This is a genomic window from Aeromicrobium yanjiei, assembly GCF_009649075.1.
GTDB lineage: Bacteria > Actinomycetota > Actinomycetes > Propionibacteriales > Nocardioidaceae > Aeromicrobium > Aeromicrobium yanjiei.
Map to the genome: position 1 here is coordinate 2,908,718 of NZ_CP045737.1, position 18,025 is coordinate 2,926,742.

Sequence of the window (18,025 nt, forward strand, 5' to 3'; positions counted from 1 at the left end):
TGTCGGGCGACTCCCAGCGGGCTATCTCGCGAGCTCGTGCAACGAGTGAGCCACGCCCCGGACGTCGAGCACGTCGGCGAGCAGGACCCTGGCCCGCTCCACGAACGAGTGCCGCGACGCGATCGCCACGGCATTGGCGTCCAGCTCGTCCTGGCTGGGCCACCGGTGCAGATCGGCGCTCGCGAGGTCGCTGAGGTCCTCGAGCGAGTCGTACGTCTGCACCGAGGGACCGAAGATCTCCTCCAGCCCCGGCACCCGGTCCGAGACGATGCGCGCGCCGGACGCGGCGGCGTCGAAGAGCCGGTTGGACAAGAAGCCGTTGCGGGCCATGTCCTCCCAGTGGTCGTTGAGCACGACGTGCGCGGCCCGATAGGCAGGAGCCAGGTTGACGTTGTCGAGGTACGTCGCGGCGACGTGCGACTCGTCGATGAACGCCTCCCACCCCCGGCCGTACAGCCGCAGGTCGAGCCCGGCCTCGATCGCGTCGCCCACGATCTGGCGCATGTGGCCGCGGGTGTTGCCCACGAACAGGGCGCCGCCCACGTCCGCGGCACCCACCGAGGGCCTGAACCGGTCGGGGTTGGTGGCCTGCAGCAGGGGCCGCACCTCGACCCCGGCCGTCGCGCTCATGTGCTCGGCCCAGGGCACGCCCGCGGCGTAGACCAGGTCGTAGCCGTGGGCGAGCTCCTCGACCGGGACCTCGTCGGGATGGCTGATGACCCACACCACGTTGGTCGCTCCCTGCAGGGGGGCGCACGGGACGCGTCCACGCAGCAGCAGGGTCACGTCGTCGTGGTCGTCGCTGCCCGGCCGCTGGAAAGCGGGCCGGCGGTCGACCACGACCTCCTGGCCCCAGTGGCGCAGGGCGTGGGCGAGGTCGCCCGCGAAGAAGGTGTCGCCCCACACGTCGCCGAGCGGGCCCCAGGTGGCTGGGTTCTTGATCGCCCAGCGCAGGCGCGGGAGCCCCGCGGCCGGTCCGCTCTCGACCACCGTGGCGCGTCGGCGCAGCACGGGCTTGACCGCGGTACGCCGTCCCGTCTGGGGCAGGCCCGCGTCGACCGCGAGCCGCAGCACCTCGAAGCCGGCCTGCTCCCACTGGGACGTGTCCGGGGTGGGCAGCCGACCGTGCCAGCGGTCGAGCAGCCGCAGCCGGTTGGACTCGACCCGGGCGAAGCGACCGGGTGACTTGCTCTCCAGGTGGACCACCTGGGACGCGGGCACCGTGACGAAGCTGCCTCCGCGCTCCTCAGCGAGGCGCAGGCACAGGTCGACGTCCTCCATCCCGTTGGCGAACACGGGATCGAAGCCGCGGGACGGCGCGAGCACGTCGGCGCGTACGGCCATGCAGGCGGCCGTGACGGCCGGGAAGCGCAGGTCGATCTCGGGCTTCACGTCCTCGACCGGATGGGCTGCGAGCAGGTGCCCGGGGATGCTGTCGGGACCGTTGAAGACCGTCCCGGCGGACTGGACCGTGCCGTCCCCGTAGAGCAGCAGCGGCTGGGCGCCGAGAACGTCGGGGCCCTCCAGCGCCTCGACCAGCGGCGGGAGCCAGCCCGCCTGCACCTCGGTGTCGTTGTTGAGGAACACCACGACCTCGCCGGTCGACTCGGCGAAGGCGACGTTGGACGCCGTGCCGAAGTTGGTGTTGCGCGGCAGTCGCCTGATCCGCACCCGCGGATCGCCCGCGAACGTCCCCGCGAACACCGACGTCAGGTCGCGGTCGGAGCCGTTGTCGACCACGACGACCTCGATGTCGGCCGGCGAGTGGGCCAGCACGTGCTCGACCGCGGCCCGGACGAGCAGGCGGTCGCGGAAGGCCGGGATCAGCATCGAGACCCGGCCGGGCACGCGCTCGGCGACCTGCTGCTCGATGAGGGGCCAGTCCAGGATGTGCTCGGCACGGATGACGTGCTCGTGCGTGCTGCGCAGCCCCGGGGTCAGCGGCAGCGCGCCGAGATCGGACCCGCGCACCGCGACGAACGGGACGAACGTGCTCGGCAGGTCGCTGCGCAGGAGGTGGTCCCAGCCGTACTGGTCCTCGGCCTCGGCCCGGAAGGCACCATCACCCGCACGGAGCTGCTCGGTCGGGAACAACATCCCGGCCAGTCCGCGGGGCTGGTCCCACAGCAGGGTGTCGCGGGCGGGGAGCTCGGCCCGCCAGAGCGGCCCGGTGTCCTTGGCCTCCCCGGTGCCGCTGTCGACGGTCGCGGCGTGCGCGCCGACGCCGTCGGCGACACCGGACAGCAGGCCGCTGAGGTGGTGCGGCGACCAGGCCTCCTGGGGCTGCCAGAAGCAGGCCCACGGCTCGTCCGCGGTCGACAGGACGTCGTGGACGCGCTCGGCCCACGACGTCGAGGTCGTCTCCACCAGGACGACGCGCCCTCCCTCGTGGAGCTCGGCCAGCGACAGCGGCACGGGCTGCCCGGCGTCCACCGCCACGCGCAGCGTCCACCGCGGATGCTCCTGGCGCAGGACGGTGTCGACGTTCTTGGGCCTCCATTTCGTCCACTCACGCGCATCGCTGACGATCGCGACCGGGACCGTCGGATCGCCCGCCTCGGGCACGGCTGCGTCGAGCCACCAGCGAGCGTACGTCGTGGAGGGACGGCGCGCGATCCGTTCCTGCTCCCCGAGGTCGGCGGCGACGCGACGCATCGTGGCCACCAGCGCGCCGAGCTCGGTGGGCTCGATCCCGGAGGCCGGGGCGGGGACCGTGGGCGTCGACTCGTCCGCGTGCTCGAGGAAGTGGCCGAGGGGCCCGCCCACGTGGTCCGCCGCCTCAGGACGCCGCTCGAGGTACGTCGTGCCGTCGAAGTGCGGCCCGGCGGCCCCGCGTACCTGGCCCGTCCGCAGGAAGCTCGCGAACTTGAGCGGCATGTGGGCGTTCGCGGACCCTCGGTACCAGAGCCGGTCGTACAGGGGCTGGGGGGTGAGCCCTGCGGACTCGCCGATCTCGAGGAAGTGCCACACCGCAGCCGTGCCGGACAGGAACGTGCGCCCGGCCTGGAGCTCGTAGTAGTCGCGGTCGAACAGCCCCGACTTCACGATCCTGCGAAGGGCGTCACCCTGCTGCTGACGGTGGGCGACGAAACGCCTCCAGCTGCGGGTGCCCAGCTGGGGGACGGGCGCACCGGCGTGCGCGTGCTCGAGATAGAAGCCGACGGGTCCTCCGGGGTGATCGGCCGCTCCCACCGCGTCCGCCACGAGGGCGACGTCGTCGAGCAGCGGCCGCACCGGGAAGAGCCGCGCGGACCCGTCCCGCACGGCGGCCGCGACGGCGTCCGGGGCCAGCCCGGTCGCCTCGACGTCCGTCAGCGGATTGGGCAGCAGCCCCTCGGCGGCACCGACGTCGAGGTAGTGCCGTGCGGCCTCGTGCGCGTCCATCGACCTGCCGGTCTGGAGCGAGTAGTACCACGGGTCGACGAGCCTGGAGTCGACGAGCGGCTGGAGCTCTGATGGCGCTGATCGTTCGACGCGGCGCACCACGCTCCTGAGCCTTCTGCCCGATGCCACTAGGACCCCCACATCGTTTCCGATCAGCGTACACAACCGGCGACGGGCCCCTGGACAGGCAGAGGGGTCGGCCATCCCCCCGAGACGGCCGACCCCGCGACGCTGGTGCGTCCTGTGTCTCTCGCATGAAAAGTAGCGGACCGCGGAGGGAAAGTGCAGTCTTGACATTCGGGATGTGACTAGTTATTTGGAACTAGTCGTCACTAGTCCTTCCGGGTCGGGTCGCGTCCGCCGGCTCGGCAGGGCGGAATGTCTGAGGACGAGCGGGGGTTCCATCCACATGACCACCATCGGACTCATCGGCTCAGGCCTCATCGGCAGCCAGCTCGCTCGCGCCGCGACCGCACACGGCCACGACGTCGTGCTCAGCAACTCGCGCGGACCCGAGACACTCGCGGGGCTCGTCGACGAGCTCGGCCCGCACGCCCGGGCCGCCACGCCTGCGGAGGCCGCCGCGGCGGGCGATCTCGTCGTGGTGACGATCCCCTTCCACGCGATCGCGACCGTCCCGGTCGAGCCGCTGGCGGGCAGGACCGTCATCGACACGACCAACTACTACCCGCAGCGCGACGGGCAGGTGGCAGGGCTCGACGACGAGTCGACCACGAGCTCCGAGCTGCTCCAGGACCGTCTGGTCGGGGCGCACGTCGTCAAGGCGTTCAACCACATCAGCGCGGCCCACCTCTCCGAGCACGCGACACCCGCCGGCACCCCGGACCGCCGGGCTCTCGCGATCGCGGGCGACGACGCGGACGCCAAGGCCGCGGTGTCCACGTTCATCGACGAGATCGGGTTCGACGTCGTCGACCTCGGACCTCTCGCCGAGGGGTGGCGCGTGCAGCCCGGCACCCCCGCCTACGGTCCGCGGATGACCGCGGAGCAGCTGCGCGAGGCCGCGGCGTCTGCGCAGCGCGGCCAGGGCTGATCAGCGCAGCGGGACCAGCCGGGACAGGTCGTCGCGGGGAAGCTCGTCGACGACGGCGCTGACCGCCATCCACCGCAGGTCCACCGCGGCGCCGTGCTGACTCAGGAACGCGGTCTCGGACGCGTCCTGACCTGTCGCGATGCGCACGAGCGAGCTCCGCGGCGCGAGAGCGGTGGCGTCGACGACGTGCCAGCCCCCGTCGACGTACGCCTCGGCGACCGCGTGGAAGTCCATGGGGAACAGCCCCGGCGCGTAGACCGAGGCCAGGCGCGCGGGGATGTCGAGGGCGCGCAGCAGGGCAACCACCAGGTGGGCGTAGTCCCGGCACACCCCGGCCCGGGCGAGCATCGTCGCGACGGCCCCGTCGGTCGGCTGGCTGGCACCGGGGACGTACGTCAGGCGGTCCCCGACCCACGAGCTGACCGCGTCGAGCAGCTCCTTGCCCTCGAGGCCCGTGAACTCCGAGCGAGCGGTCGCGAAGAGGGTGTCGGACTCGCAGTAGCGGCTCGGACGCCGGTACTCGATGATGTCGAGCTCCTCGACCGGCGCCAGAGGTGCCTGGCCGCTGACCTCGGCGGAGTAGTCGATGACCATCGGTCCGGGGCGACCGGTCAGGCGGTGCAGCCGCGTGCCGTGCCGTCCGGCGACCACGTGCGCCTCGAGCGGGCTGCCGCCGGAGGTGATCTGGAGGGTCTCGTCGCAGTCATTGCCCTCCGCGACCGCGATCGAGAAGATCAGGTCGGCCTCGCCGTGCAGGTAGAGCTCGAGGTGGGCCGTCACTGATCGCTTCACGAAGCCGATCGTTTCACATCCCGCCCTCCCCGCGAGTGGCGCACACCTCCCCGCGAGTGGCGCAGTTGCGCACGACACGCCGTCCCACTTCCTTCACCTTGCGCCAGTCCCGGATCGGGTTGCGCCAGTCGCGGATCGGGTCAGGAGTCGTAGGCCTCGAGGATCCTGTCGGCGGCGGCCGCGGCGGGCAGCTCGCCGGACAGGACCGCCTCGCGGATCTCCTCGCGCATCGCCGCGACGGCGGGGTTGGTGCGCAGGCGCTGGTCCAGCTCGTCGCGCACGAGCGCCCAGGTGAAGTCGAGCTGCTGCTGCGCCCGCTTCTCGCGCAGCCCACGGGTGCCCATGAACTCGCGGTGACGGATGACGCGCGCCCACACCGTGTCGATGCCGGTGCCCTCGAGCGCCGAGCAGCTCAGCACGGGCGGGACCCACCCGGTCCCCCCGGCGTACACGAGCCGCAACGCGCCGGCGAGCTCGCGCGACGTCCCCTCGGCCTCCTGCGCCCGGTCGCCGTCGGCCTTGTTGACCGCCACGACGTCCGCGATCTCCAGGATGCCCTTCTTGATCCCCTGGAGCTGGTCACCCGTTCGCGCGATCGTCAGGAACAAGAAGGTGTCGACCATGCCCGCGACGGTGATCTCGGACTGTCCCACCCCGACCGTCTCGACCAGGATGACGTCGAACCCCGCGGCCTCCAGCACCGTCATCGCCTGGCTCGTCGCCCGCGCGACGCCACCGAGGGTGCCCGCGCTCGGCGACGGGCGGATGAACGCGTCGGGAGTGACCGACAGCTTCGCCATGCGCGTCTTGTCGCCCAGCACCGAGCCGCCGGTACGCACGCTGGACGGGTCCACCGCGAGCACGCCGACGCGGTGTCCCTCGTCGATCAGGTGGGTGCCGAGCGCCTCGATGAAGGTCGACTTGCCCACTCCGGGGACGCCCGAGATGCCGACCCGGATCGCGCCGCCGATCCCACCGCCGTGTTCGGGATCGCTGAGCAGGCTCAGCAGCTCCCGTGCCTCGGCGCGGTGGTCGCCGCGGCTCGACTCGACCAGCGTGATCGCCCGCGAGATGGCCGCGCGCTTGCCGACGCGCACGTCGTCGGCGAGCTCCGCGACGTCGACCATCAGCGCTGTCCGCTCACGACTGCAGGGTCGTGCGCAGCTTGTCGAGCAGGTCCAGTGCCGAGTCGGCGATGACCGTGCCCGGCAGGAACACCGCGGCCGCGCCCATGTCCTTGAGCGTCTCGACGTCGTCGGGCGGGATGACGCCGCCGATGACGACCATGATGTCGGGACGGCCGAGCTCCTCCAACGACGTCTTGAGCGCGGGCAGCAGGGTCAGGTGACCCGCAGCCAGCGAGGACACGCCGACGATGTGCACGTCGGCGTCGATCGCCTGCTGGGCGACCTCCTCGGGCGTCGAGAACAGGGGGCCCACGTCGACGTCGAAGCCCATGTCGGCGAACGCCGTGACGATGACCTTCTGGCCGCGGTCGTGCCCGTCCTGGCCCATCTTGGCGACCAGGATGCGGGGGCGACGGCCCTCGGCCTGCTCGAACTCGTCGGTGGCCTCGATGACCTTGGCGACGTTGTCGGCCTGCCCTGCCTCGGTGCGGTACACACCTGAGATCGTACGGATGACCGCCTGGTGACGTCCGTAGACCTTCTCCAGCGCGTCGGAGATCTCGCCGACCGTCGCCTTGGCGCGGGCCGCATTGACCGCGAGCGTCAGCAGGTTGTCGTCGAGCGATCCGTCGCTGGCCGAGCCACGCTCCGCGCTGCGCGTCAGCGCCGCGAGCGCCTCGTCGACGTCGTCCTGGTTGCGCTCGGCGCGCAGCCGCTCGAGCTTGGCGATCTGCGAGGCGTAGACCGCCTTGTTGTCAACCTTGAGCACGTCGAGGGGATCCTCGTCGGCGAGCCGGTACGTGTTGACCCCGATCACGGCCTGCCGGCCCGAGTCGATCCGCGCCTGCGTACGCGCGGCAGCCTCCTCGATGCGCATCTTGGGGATGCCGGCCTCGATGGCCTTGGACATGCCGCCGGCCTTCTCGACCTCCTGGATGTGCGCCCAGGCGCGGTTCGCGAGGTCGTGGGTCAGGCGCTCGACGTAGTAGGAGCCGCCCCACGGGTCGATGATGTCGGTCGTGCCGGACTCCTGCTGCAGCAGCAGCTGGGTGTTGCGCGCGATGCGGGCGCTGAAGTCGGTCGGCAGTGCGATCGCCTCGTCGAGGGCGTTGGTGTGCAGCGACTGCGTGTGTCCCTGGGTCGCGGCCATCGCCTCGATCGCGGTGCGCCCGACGTTGTTGTAGACGTCCTGCGCGGTCAGCGACCAGCCCGACGTCTGGCTGTGCGTCCGCAGGCTCAGGCTCTTGGGGTTCTTGGGGTTGAAGTCCGCCACGAGCTGCGCCCAGAGAGCGCGCGCGGCGCGCATCTTGGCGATCTCCATGTAGAAGTTCATGCCGATCGCCCAGAAGAAGCTGAGGCGCGGTGCGAACGCGTCGATGTCCAGGCCCACGTCGAGGCCGGCCCGGATGTACTCGACGCCGTCGGCCAGCGTGTACGCCAGCTCGAGGTCGTTCGTCGCCCCGGCCTCCTGGATGTGATAGCCCGAGATCGAGATCGAGTTGAACCGAGGCATCTTCTGCGCGGTGTACGCGAAGATGTCCGAGATGATCCGCATCGACGGCGCGGGCGGGTAGATGTAGGTGTTGCGGACCATGAACTCTTTGAGGATGTCGTTCTGGATGGTCCCCGACAGCTTCTCGGGCGGGACGCCCTGCTCCTCGGCCGCGACGATGTAGAGCGCGAGCACCGGCAGGACCGCGCCGTTCATCGTCATCGACACGCTCATCTCGTCGAGCGGGATGCCCTCGAACAGCTTGCGCGTGTCGTAGATCGAGTCGATCGCGACACCGGCCATACCGACGTCGCCCACGACGCGCGAATTGTCCGAGTCGTAGCCGCGGTGGGTCGCCAGGTCGAACGCGACCGAGAGCCCCTTCTGCCCGGCCGCGAGGTTGCGGCGGTAGAACGCATTGGACTCCTCCGCGGTGGAGAAGCCGGCGTACTGGCGGATCGTCCACGGCTGCGTCGTGTACATCGCCGGGTAGGGGCCGCGCAGGAACGGGGTGAGGCCCGGATAGGTGTCGAGCGCGTCGAGGCCCTCGAGGTCCGCGGGCGTGTAGAGGCCCTCGACCTCGATGCCCTCGGGCGAGGCCCACGGCTCGGCGCCGTCAGTCGCGCGGGCGTACGTCTCGGGGTCGGGCTCGTACGGCTGCTCGGGATCGAGCGGCAGGTCGCTGAAGCTCTCCGGGATGCTCATGCTCCCAGCTCCTCTCGGATCGAACGGAGGAAGGCCAGTGCGTCCAGCCCCATCGCGATGGTCGTGTCGGCACCCACGTCGGCCTTGCCGGCCAGGATCACGTACGTCGCCCCGGCGCCGCGAAGGGCCGTGACGAGGTCTGCGCCCCACTGCTCGTACGCCGCGTCGTTGCCGACGAGGCACACGACGGACGGCTTGCCCGCCGCGTCGTACGCCGTGAGGACGTCGTCGGGGCCGTCGGTGGCACCGGCGACGACGGTCTTCACACCGCCGGCGGCCAGCAGGTTGGCGGCGAACGTGGCACGCGCGGTGTGGGCCGCGATCGGTCCCATCGAGGCGAGGAACACCGGCTGCCTCGTCGGCTCGTCACGCAGCGCCTCGAACTCGCCCGCGTAGCGGTGCACCTCGAGGGGCTCGGCGTACGGACGGCGCTCGGGCAGCTGCTCGTCCAGGTTGGGGAACTCCGAGACGCCCGTGATGGGGCGGCGGCGCTTGGCGATCGCGAGCGCGCGCTCTGAGACGGTCTGCTCGACCTTGCCGCGCACGAGCGACAGCGCGGCGTCGAGGCTGTCGGTCGCGTCGATCTCGCCGAACAGCGCCCATGCGGCGCGGGCGAGGTCGTCGGTGAGCTTCTCCACCGCGTGGGAGCCGCCGGCCGGGTCTGTGACCGCCGCGACGTGCGACTCGCTGATGAGCAGGCTGGACGTGTTGCGGGCGATCCGGCGGCTGAACGGCTCCGGGAGGCCCAGCGGCTCGTCGAAGGGCAGGACGGTCACCGAGGTGGCACCACCGACACCGGCCGCGAACGAGGCCACGGTCGTGCGGAGCATGTTCACGTAGGGGTCGTACCTGGCCATCATCGGGCGGGAGGTGACCCCGTGCTGGACCTGCCCGGCCGCAGCGGAGGTGACGCCGCTGAGCTCGGCCACGCGGTTCCAGAGGCGGCGGGCTGCGCGGAACTTCGCGATCGTCGGGAACTGCTCGTCGGTCGCGGCGTAGCGGAAGTCGATCAGCCCGGCTGCGGTGTCGACGTCGAGGCCGGCGTCGACCAGCAGGCGCAGGTACGTCACCCCGGCGCCGAGCGAGTAGGCCAGCTCCTGGACGTCCGAGGCGCCGGCGTCGTGCACCGCCGTCGCGTCGACCGTGATGCCGCGCGCCCCGACCGTCTGCGCCAGACGGGCGACCTGCACCGCGACGTCGAGGTCGGTGACCCCGCGGCCGCGGAACGCGGCGCCGATCGGGTCCGCACCGAGGCTCGTGCCCGGGGCGGGGTCCACGCCCTTGTCGCCGATCACGTCGACGAGGGCCTGCGCCGCCTCCACCGGCTCGAACGGGGCGTCGAGGACGACCGGCGCGAGGTCCAGGAAGACCGGCTCGAGCACGCGGCCCAGGGCGTCCAGCGGGACGCCGCCGGTGCCGGCGGAGATCCAGAGCGAGTTGACGCCGTTCTCGAGGTCGGTGACGACGTCGCGTGCCGTGCGCTCGGGATCGGGATCGGTGAACCACGCGCGGACGTCCCAGCCGTCCAGCTCGCGGGACGCGACCGCACCACGCGTGAAGGGCGCCTGCCCGGGGAGGCCGCCGTCGGGGACGTCAGCGCTCAGCGCCGGGGTGCCGAGGGGTGTGACCACGATCCCGTCGAGCGTGGTCGTGGCCAGCGTCGACCAGACGTCGCTGTCGGCCGCGTCGTCGGACAGCCGGCGGGACTTGCGAAGGACGGCTGCCGTCGCCTGCTCCCACTCCTGCTGCGTGTGCTCCAGCCCTTCGGAGAGCGGGACGTCGACTGTCGAGCCGTCAGATGCCATAGGGGGCATCGTACGAACCCCGCCCGGCACCGGCCACCCAATGTGACGTATGTGACGACAGTGTTACGAGGCGTCCTCGTCGAGCTGCACCAGGAAGCCCGCCATGTCGAGCACCTGCACGTGCTCGGCCGGCGTGCCGCCGATCTCGTGCGCGACGGTGCGGCGCCGTCCGGTGAGCATCACGATGCGCCCGACCGTGCCGGCGATCTCGACGTCGCCGTCGTCGTCGACCGCACTCGTCACCTCGACGTCGAGCCCGTCGGGCAGCTGGGGCAGCAGCTCGGCGAAGTCGTCCGAGAGCCCGGTCCACGCCACCTCGTCGCCGACGGCGAAGCCGCCCTCCACCACGATGTCCTCGGCCCCGTCCACCCATGTCCACATGCCGCCGACCCTACGGGCACGCCCCACGTGGCGACGGGCTGAGACACTGGACGGGTGAAGATTCCCGCCGAGCTGTTGCCGAAGGACGGACGTTTCGGGTCCGGTCCGTCGAAGGTCCGCGTCGAGGCCCTCGACGCCCTCGCCGCGACCGGGACCTCCCTGATGGGCACGTCGCACCGCCAGGCACCGGTCAAGGACCTCGTCGGCCGGCTCCGCGAGGGGCTCGGCACCCTGTTCTCCCTGCCGGACGGCTACGAGGTCGTGCTCGGCGTCGGCGGCTCGCACGCCTTCTTCGACGCCGCGATGTTCGGCCTGGTCGACAAGCGGGCACAGCACCTGGTGCACGGCGAGTTCTCCCGCAAGTTCGCGACCGCCGTCGCGGCAGCTCCGTTCCTGCAGGACCCCGAGATCCTCGAGAGCGATCCCTCGACCCACCCGCTCCCCCACGCCACGGCCGGCGTCGACGTCTACGCCTGGGCGCACAACGAGACCTCGACCGGCGTCATGCTGCCCATCGAGCGCGTGTGCGACGCGGACCCGGGCGCCCTCGTCCTGGTCGACGCGACCTCCGGTGCCGGCGGGCTCCCCGTGGACGTCTCGCAGACCGACGTCTACTACTTCGCCCCGCAGAAGGGCTTCGCATCGGACGGAGGGCTGTGGATCGCCCTCATGTCGCCGGCGGCGATCGAGCGGGCCGAGCGGATCAAGGCGAGCGGTCGGCACGTGCCGGGCTTCCTCGACCTGCCCGTCGCGATCGACAACTCGCGCAAGAACCAGACGTACAACACGCCCGCGCTCGCGACCCTGTTCCTCATGGAGCAGCAGGTGCAGTGGCTGCTCGGCAAGGGTGGGCTCGACTGGGCCGTGTCCCGCACCGCGGACTCGTCCTCACGCCTCTATGCGTGGGCCGAGGCCTCGACGTACGCCTCGCCGTTCGTCACCGCGCCTGCCGAGCGTTCGCAGGTCGTGGGCACGATCGACCTCGACGGGGTCGCGCAGGAGGCCGTCACCGCCGCGCTGCGCGAGAACGGCATCGTCGACGTCGACAGCTATCGCGGCCTCGGTCGCAACCAGCTGCGGGTCGCGATGTTCCCCGCGATCGAGCCCGAGGACGTCACCCAGTTGACCCGCTGCATCGACTACGTCGTCGACAACCTCTAGCCCGACTGGCGGGGCGGGTCAGGCGAGGGTCGTGCCGGCGCGGTGGAGGTCGCGGTGCTCCTCGTAGATCGCGGCGTTGTGGTGCAGCTTGTCGATCTCGGCCTGGCTCAGCTCGCGACGCACCTTGGCCGGCACGCCGGCGACGAGCGAGCGGGGCGGCACGACCGTGCCCTCCAGCACGAGCGCCCCGGCAGCCACGAGCGACTCGGCGCCGATGACCGAGCCGTTCATGATCGTGGCGCTCATGCCGACGAGCACGTGGTCCTCGACGGTCGCCCCGTGGATCACCGCACCGTGGCCGACCGAGACACCCTCGCCCAGCACGACCGGCTTGCCCTTGTCGACGTGGAACACCGCATTGTCCTGGACGTTGCTGCGGGCGCCGATCGTGATGGGCTCGTTGTCGGCGCGCAGGACTGCGCCGTACCAGATGCTCGCGCCCTCGCCGATGACGACCGAGCCGGCGAGCACGGCGGTCGGCGCGACCCACGCGCCGTCCGCGACCTGGGGGACCTTGTCTCCGAGTGCGATCTGCATGACGCCAACCTAGCGACGTGCGACCGCACCCGGACGAGGACTCCCCGGGTCAGCTGACCCAGCGGGAGATCGGGTCGATCGCGAAGTAGACCACGAACAGCGCCGCGATGAGCCACATCAGGGCGTGCACCTGGCCGATCTTGCCCTTGACGATCTTGAGCAGGACGAACGCGATGAAGCCCGCGCCGATGCCGGCGGTGATCGAGTACGTGAACGGCATGAGGGCGATCGTCAGGAAGGCGGGGATCGCGATCTCCTCGTCGCGCCAGTCGATGTCCGCGACCTGGGTCATCATCAAGAAGCCGACCAGCACGAGCGCGGGCACTGCGGCCTCGCTCGGGATGTGCTCGACGATCGGCGTGAAGATCGTGGCGAGCAGGAACAGCAGGCCCGTCACGACCGCCGACAGACCCGTCCGCGCGCCGTCGCCGACGCCCGAGGCGGACTCGATGTACGACGTGTTGCTCGAGACGCCTGCGGCTCCGCCGGCCGCGGCGGCGATCGAGTCGACGATCAGGATGCGCTGGGCGCCGGCGGGTGCGCCGTCCTCGTCGTTGAGCCCCGCCTCGGCGCCGATCGCCGTCATCGTGCCCATGGTGTCGAAGAAGTCCGCGAGCAGGAGGCTGAAGACGAGCAGGACCACCGTGACGATCCCGACCCGCTCGATCGAGCCGAACAGGCTGAACTCACCGAGCAGGCCGAAGTCGGGGCTCTTGACGATCGAGTCAGGCAGCGCCGGGACGTTCAGGTTCCAGCCCTTGGGGTTCGCCTTGCCGTCGACGACGCTCGGACCGGCGTCGACGATCTTCTCCACGACGAGCGCAAGGATCGAGGTGATGACGATGCCGAGCAGGATCGCGCCCGGGACGCGACGCGCGTGGAGCGCGATCATCAGGAGCAGGCCGATGCAGAACACGAGGACGGGCCAGCCGGACAGCGTTCCACCCGTGCCCAGGCCGATGGGCGGGGACGCATTGCCGGTCGTGCGCACGAAGCCCGCGTCGACCAGGCCGATCAGTGCGATGAACAGGCCGATGCCGACCGCGATCGCGGTCTTGAGCTCTCGGGGCACCGCGTCGAAGACGGCCTTGCGGAAGCCCGTGAGGACCAGCACCAGGATCACGAGGCCCTCGAGCACGACCAGCCCCATCGCGTCGGCCCAGGTCATCTGGGAGGCGACGGAGAACGCGACGAACGCGTTCAGGCCGAGGCCCGCGGCCAGGGCGAGCGGGAAGTTGGCGACCACGCCCATGAGGATCGTGAGGACACCTGCGACGAGGGCCGTGGTGGCCGCGATCATGGGCAGGTCCGGGGCGGACCCGCCGCCGAGGTACTGGCCGTCGGCGTCCTTGACGAAGCCGAGGATCAGCGGGTTCAGCACGATGATGTACGCCATCGTCAAGAAGGTCACGACGCCGCCGCGGACCTCACGGCTGACGGTCGACCCGCGCTCGCCGATCTTGAAGTAGCTGTCGATGTGTTGACGCATGGGGCTCCCGTTCCGGACCGGTGTGAACGGATGGATGATGCCAGAACCGCGCCGCGGCTCGCACACTGCCTCCTGCTAGCGGCTCCTCGTCGCGGCAGCACTGATGACCGCCAGCAGCGCGATGACGACGCCTGCCCACAGCCACGTCGCTCCCGCGAAGCCGTTGCCACCCTCGGGCGGTCCCTGGTCGGGCGCGGCGGGAGCGCCTGCGGCGGGCGCCGTCCCTGCGCGCTCGGTCGGCTCCACCTCGGGCACCGGCGCGGTGAACGCGACCCGGAACAGCGGGGAGTCGCCACCCTCGCTGCCCACGAGGATCGAGCGGCCGTCCGGCTCCATCGCCAGCGTCTCGCCCTGCCGCACCGAGGGCAGCGCGAGGGTGTCCACCTGCTTCCACGTGCGGGCGTCGAGCACGTACGCCCGCGAGTAGCTGCGCGCCACGACGTACGCGCCGTCCGGCGTGAACGCAGCGTCGGTGAGCATGCCCGGCACCGTGGCGTCGAGGACCCTCACCCGGTTGGGCTCGTCCTGCTCCAGCCGGTCGGGCAGGGCGAAGACCTCTCCACCGAGCAGCCCCTTGGTGAGCAGGAACTTCTCGTCGGTGCGGGGGTTGACGACCAGGCTCTCGACGTCACGGCGCCCCTCGGGGTACGTGAGGGGGAAGCGCTTCACGCTGACCGCTCCCCCGTCCTCACGCCCGAACGCGGGCAGCGAGTAGAGCGCGACGTCGGAGCGCTGACGGTTGTTGTCGCCGGTGTCGGCGACCCAGAGCGTGCCCGCGCGGTCAGCCGACAGCGCCTCGGTGTCGGTGAAGGTCGCGGCCGGCGTCGCGCTGCCGACGACCCGCCCCGTGGGGACGTCCACCGCGTACACCGCGGCGGCGTTGCCCGAGTCGTTGATCGTGTAGGCCAGGTCAGCGTCCGCACGATCGATCACGAGGCCGCTCGACTCGGTGATCCGCGCGTCCGCGATGCGACTGACCGGCTCTCCGGACGTCGCGGCTCCGGCCTTGTCGGCCAGCGAGCTCACCACCACGATGATGAGCAGGGCGACCAGGAGGCCCGGGATGAGGAGGCGACGGTGACGCGGATTCATGGGTCTCCAGCATGACAGCAGGGAGCCGGCGCGATGATCGCGGCGGGTAGTGTGAACGTGTGAGCGACGAGGACGAGTGGGCGATCCGCCAGAGCGACGGACCCGAGACCATCGAGCGCAAGATGGGCCACCGGGAGATCGCCCGGCTGGAGCGCGCCGCCCGCCGTCATGAGTTCGGCCGGCCCGAGCTCACCGAGCTCGAGATCGGCAAGACGACGCACCGCGTCGCCGAGGTCGAGCCGATGGACGTCGACGGCGTCCGCACCATGACGGTCGGCACGATCGCCTGGGGCGTGCTCGCGATCGCCCTGCTGCCGTTCCTCGGCACGCTGGAGGAGAACGGCCGCACGTGGTGGCTGTGGACCGCGGTCGCCGGCTTCGGCCTCGGCTGCATCGGCATCGAGTACTGCCGCCGTCGTCGCAACGCCCTGCGCATGCAGCCCGGCCGCCGCCGCGCCGGCGACTGACCCGCCCCGCCCCCAGCCCAGATTTGCGGACTCCTGCACCGAATTCCTCGCGGAAACGGTGCAGAAGTACGCAGATCGGGGCGGGTCAGGCGTCGGTGTCGGCGTCGGCGTCCTTGCGGACCGTGAGGCGCAGCGGCGCCTCGCGGATCAGCAGCGCGGCGAGCAGGCTGAGCACCGAGACGATCGCGGCGACCATGAAGATCGTGCCGGTCGCGTCGCCGTACGCCTCGCGGACGATCTCGGCCACCTGCGGCGGCAAGTTCTTGACGTCGAGCAGCGAGCCGCCCGCGCCGGAGGACTCGACCCCGAGCGCCGCGAGCTTGGACGTGACGTCGCCCTTGACCTGCGAGGCGAGGATCGCGCCCAGCACCGAGACGCCCACCGCGCCACCGAGGGAGCGGAAGAAGGCGACCGTCGCGCTGGCCGCGCCGACCTGGGAGACGTCCACCGTGTTCTGCACCGCGAGCACGTAGTTCTGCAGCAGCATGCCCATGCCGATGCCGAGGAACGCCATGAAGACCATCGCGTGCCACTCCGGGGTGGTGTGGTCGATCGTGGCGAGTAGCCCGCAGCCGATGATCAGGGAGACCGAGCCGATCACGAGGAAGCGCTTCCACCTGCCGTAGCGGGTGATCAGCTGGCCCGAGACGATCGTGCCGACCAGCGAGCCGAGCATCAGCGGGATCGTGAGCAGACCCGCCTGGGTGGGGGTGCGACCGCCGGCGACCTGGAAGTACTGGCCGATGAAGACCGAGCCACCGAACATCGCGATGCCGACGGCGACGCTGCCCACGATCGCCAGCGCGGTGGTGCGCTCGCGGACGACCGACAGCGGGACGAGGGGCTCGGGGTGACGCAGCTCGACCCGCACCGCGATCGCGCCGGCCAGGAGTGTGCCGCCGAGGTACGCGGCGCTCTGCCAGGAGACCCAGTCGAACGAGTCACCGGCGAAGGTGACCCACAGCAGCGGGAGGCTGGCCGCGATCGCGATGAAGATCGCGCCGAAGTAGTCGAAGTTGACCTTGCGGCGCACCGTGGCGATGCGCAGGTACTTCTGCAGCACGACCAGGCTGATGACCGCGAGCGGCACGCAGACGAAGAACGTCCAGCGCCAGCCCAGCCCGGGGGTGTCGACGATGAGCCCGCCGAGCAGCGGCCCACTGACCGTCGCGACGGCCATCGTCGCGCCCATGTAGCCGCTGTAGCGGCCGCGCTGGCGCGGCGGGATGATCGAGCCGATGATCGACTGCGCGTTGGCGGTCAGGCCACCCATCGCGACGCCCTGGACGACGCGCATCGCGATCAGCTCGGGCACGTTGCGGGACAGCCCCGCGAGCATCGAGCCGATCACGAACAGCACGATCGAGATCTGCACCAGGACCTTCTTGTTGACCAGGTCCGAGAGCTTGCCCCACACGGGGGTGGACACGGTCATGGCGAGCAGCGAGGCCGTGACGACCCAGGTGTACTGGGTCTGTGAGCCCTCCAGGTCCGCGATGATCGTCGGCAGCGCATTCGACACGATCGTGCTGCTGATGATCGCCGTGAACAGCGCCGCGAGGAGGCCGAACAGGACCTCCATGATCTCGCGGTGCGACAGCTCGCCCTGGACGGCTGGTGCCCGGCCGGCGCCGGCCTCGGTGCTTAGTTGCATGCAGCAACCATACGTTGGCGCCGAAGGGTCCGCAATAGCGACAGCCCCACGTGAGCAGTCTCACATGGGGCTGTCGGGCGTACGTGTCAGAGTCCGTCGACCTCGTCGAGCGTCAGCGTGTCGAAGACCGGCGGCGGCAGCTCCTGGGCGCTCGCCGCGCGGCTGAGCCGGGCACCGGAGTGGGCCCCGCACCCGTGGTCGAACGAGACCACGCGGCCGTCGTCATTGGCCATGCCGTTGGCGCAGACCCCGAACCGGTCCGACAGCGGGCCGGCCAGGCTCACCAGGAATCCGCAGGAGTGGCACACTCCCCCGGCCTGCTGGGCGATGGGTGCGTCGGGTCCCTGGTCGCCGCCCTGCCAGCGATCTGCGGCCATCTCGCGGCCCTCGAGCGACAGGACCCACTCGCGGCCGAGGCCGACCTCGCGGGCGAAGAAGCGGTCAGGCGTCTGCTCCTCACCGTCGCCGGCCGACCACGCGGGCACGAGTCGCAGATCGTCCTCGTCGGGCGGCAGCACGTCACCAGGGCTCAGATCGCCCGGGCGGATGCGGTCGCGGTACGGCGTCCAGGCCGGCGCGATGATCGCGTCGTCACCGGGCAGCAGCACGACGTCGTTGATCGTCACGACATCGCTGTCGGGGGCGCGCGAGACGCTGACCGACCAGTACCAGCCGACGTAGCCGGGCATCAGGCACGCGAAGTGGTGCGAGACCAGACGCTCGCCGTCCTCGACGACCCGCAGGTGATCGCCCACGGCTCCGGCGTCGGCAGCGCCGTCGGCCGCCGCACGGGCGATGTCGACGGCTGCGGACAGCTGGGAATCACTGGACATTCGTCAATTGTGACCCATGTCCGGGGGCACGCCGATCCCGGGGTGAGGCAGG

The 18,025-nt window shown here is 71.1% G+C and carries 14 protein-coding genes; 3 read left to right on the forward strand and 11 right to left on the reverse strand.

All coding sequences use genetic code 11. The features are described 5' to 3' along the window. Positions 1-21: 21 nt before the first annotated feature. Positions 22-3,486, reverse strand: a complete 3,465-nt coding sequence (locus GEV26_RS14245; protein ID WP_153654097.1) for a glycosyltransferase — start codon at positions 3,484-3,486, stop codon at positions 22-24. 307 nt (positions 3,487-3,793) lie between these two features. Here GEV26_RS14245 and GEV26_RS14250 point away from each other — a divergent pair, with 307 nt between their 5' ends. Beyond that, positions 3,794-4,438: an NADPH-dependent F420 reductase gene (locus GEV26_RS14250; protein WP_153654099.1), complete on the forward strand. Its 645-nt coding sequence runs from the start codon at positions 3,794-3,796 to the stop codon at positions 4,436-4,438. Here GEV26_RS14250 and GEV26_RS14255 read toward each other — a convergent pair whose 3' ends face one another. The 5 genes from GEV26_RS14255 to GEV26_RS14275 form a co-directional block, all read right to left on the reverse strand. Beyond that, complete coding sequence (locus GEV26_RS14255) at positions 4,439-5,230, reverse strand: transglutaminase-like domain-containing protein (protein ID WP_153654101.1); 792 nt, start codon at positions 5,228-5,230, stop codon at positions 4,439-4,441. Positions 5,231-5,370: 140 nt separating this feature from the next. Beyond that, the gene (gene meaB / locus GEV26_RS14260; RefSeq protein ID WP_153654103.1) at positions 5,371-6,357 is read right to left on the reverse strand and encodes a methylmalonyl Co-A mutase-associated GTPase MeaB; all 987 of its coding nucleotides are present in this window, start codon (positions 6,355-6,357) and stop codon (positions 5,371-5,373) included. Positions 6,358-6,370: 13 nt separating this feature from the next. Beyond that, entirely contained in the window at positions 6,371-8,554 is a 2,184-nt protein-coding gene (gene scpA / locus GEV26_RS14265; RefSeq protein ID WP_153654105.1) for a methylmalonyl-CoA mutase, read from the reverse strand. Further along, the gene (locus GEV26_RS14270; RefSeq protein ID WP_153654107.1) at positions 8,551-10,359 is read right to left on the reverse strand and encodes a methylmalonyl-CoA mutase subunit beta; all 1,809 of its coding nucleotides are present in this window, start codon (positions 10,357-10,359) and stop codon (positions 8,551-8,553) included. Before GEV26_RS14270 ends, scpA begins: the two co-directional genes overlap by 4 nt. A gap of 63 nt (positions 10,360-10,422) precedes the next feature. Beyond that, on the reverse strand, positions 10,423-10,740 hold the full coding sequence (locus tag GEV26_RS14275; RefSeq protein WP_153654109.1) for a hypothetical protein: 318 nt from the start codon (positions 10,738-10,740) through the stop codon (positions 10,423-10,425). 54 nt (positions 10,741-10,794) lie between these two features. Here GEV26_RS14275 and serC point away from each other — a divergent pair, with 54 nt between their 5' ends. Next, on the forward strand, positions 10,795-11,901 hold the full coding sequence (gene serC, locus GEV26_RS14280; RefSeq protein ID WP_153654110.1) for a phosphoserine transaminase: 1,107 nt from the start codon (positions 10,795-10,797) through the stop codon (positions 11,899-11,901). 18 nt (positions 11,902-11,919) lie between these two features. Here the strand turns inward: serC and GEV26_RS14285 are convergent, their stop codons facing one another. The 3 genes from GEV26_RS14285 to GEV26_RS14295 all read right to left on the reverse strand — a co-directional run bounded on the left by GEV26_RS14285 (position 11,920) and on the right by GEV26_RS14295 (position 15,019). Beyond that, positions 11,920-12,438 (reverse strand): gamma carbonic anhydrase family protein, encoded by a 519-nt coding sequence (locus GEV26_RS14285; RefSeq protein WP_153654112.1) that lies wholly within the window; start codon positions 12,436-12,438, stop codon positions 11,920-11,922. A 49-nt stretch (positions 12,439-12,487) separates the two neighbouring features. Then, positions 12,488-13,927, reverse strand: coding sequence for an NCS2 family permease (locus GEV26_RS14290; protein ID WP_153654114.1), 1,440 nt, complete (start codon positions 13,925-13,927; stop codon positions 12,488-12,490). 75 nt (positions 13,928-14,002) lie between these two features. Next, positions 14,003-15,019: a hypothetical protein gene (locus tag GEV26_RS14295; protein WP_153654116.1), complete on the reverse strand. Its 1,017-nt coding sequence runs from the start codon at positions 15,017-15,019 to the stop codon at positions 14,003-14,005. 59 nt (positions 15,020-15,078) lie between these two features. On the opposite strand from GEV26_RS14295, the gene GEV26_RS14300 reads away from it, so the two are divergent. Then, positions 15,079-15,486 carry a DUF2530 domain-containing protein gene (locus GEV26_RS14300; RefSeq protein WP_243838768.1) on the forward strand — a complete coding sequence of 136 codons (408 nt, stop codon included), beginning with the start codon at positions 15,079-15,081 and terminating at the stop codon, positions 15,484-15,486. Between the two features lie 85 nt (positions 15,487-15,571). Here the strand turns inward: GEV26_RS14300 and GEV26_RS14305 are convergent, their stop codons facing one another. Further along, complete coding sequence (locus GEV26_RS14305) at positions 15,572-17,140, reverse strand: MDR family MFS transporter (protein WP_153654117.1); 1,569 nt, start codon at positions 17,138-17,140, stop codon at positions 15,572-15,574. An 86-nt stretch (positions 17,141-17,226) separates the two neighbouring features. Then, positions 17,227-17,973, reverse strand: a complete 747-nt coding sequence (locus tag GEV26_RS14310) for a DUF3027 domain-containing protein (RefSeq protein ID WP_153654119.1) — start codon at positions 17,971-17,973, stop codon at positions 17,227-17,229. Between the last annotated feature and the right edge of the window lie 52 nt (positions 17,974-18,025).